Annotated in this window: 1 protein-coding gene; it reads left to right on the top strand. The window is 33.9% G+C overall.

Annotated features, from left to right (window positions below; all coding sequences use genetic code 11):
* Positions 1–397: 397 nt before the first annotated feature.
* Entirely contained in the window at positions 398–712 is a 315-nt protein-coding gene (locus tag QZ143_RS07905; RefSeq protein ID WP_292605804.1) for a TfoX/Sxy family protein, read from the top strand.
* Positions 713–806 lie beyond the last annotated feature (94 nt).

The raw sequence follows: 806 nt of genomic DNA, 5'->3' as shown, positions 1-806 counted from the left end.
CTTATTGAAGTTTTTCCCCCATCTTTCTATATTACATATTATAAACCTACATATTATATGGCATTTATCCGAGAGCATTTGAAAACTAATCTCACCACCCCATCCACATAAAAAAAATATAGACACTAACCCACTAAATGTGCAATTCATCCCCGGCTTAAAGAAGCCGGAGAATTCTTGCACAATAAAGTTAAAATTCTATTCAAAATTCATTTCAAATGATTTATTGGTTTTAGTTATTGCAGCTTTAATTCAATTTATCACATCATTTATTGGATGTATGATCCAGGTTGCATTGCATTTAATGTCTAATTATTTGAATTTAACTATTGAACTTGCTAATTGGATTTCTATTTATAATCTGATTTGACAAATGATTTTAAATGGAGGTGTAAGTATGCCGTCAAGTGAGCAATATCTGGAATATGTGCTGGAGCAGTTATCTGATTTGGATGAAATATCATATAGGACAATGATGGGTGAGTACATCATATATTATCGCGCAAAGATTATCGGAGGCATCTATGATGACCGATTTCTTGTCAAGCCTGTAAAATCGGCAATGTCAATGATGCCTGATGCCCGTATGGAACTTCCCTATGAAGGTGCAAAGGAAATGATTCTGGTTGATGATCTGGAAAATAAGGCATTTCTAAGTGAGCTTTTTGAGGCAATGTATGATGAGCTTCCGGCTCCGAGAAAAAGAAAATGATGGCTGTAATGCAGTCATATGACAGCCATTAACTTAAACTTTTTTTTTAATTATTCATCGGGATTAAATTCGTTAAAGACATCCTGTATGGTAT

It is taken from the genome of Methanobrevibacter sp. UBA188, from assembly GCF_905234905.1.
In the GTDB taxonomy this organism is placed as follows: domain Archaea; phylum Methanobacteriota; class Methanobacteria; order Methanobacteriales; family Methanobacteriaceae; genus Methanocatella.
The sequence above is the reverse complement of the archived record's forward strand: the minus strand, read 5'-3'. Positions and strand labels throughout refer to the sequence as shown.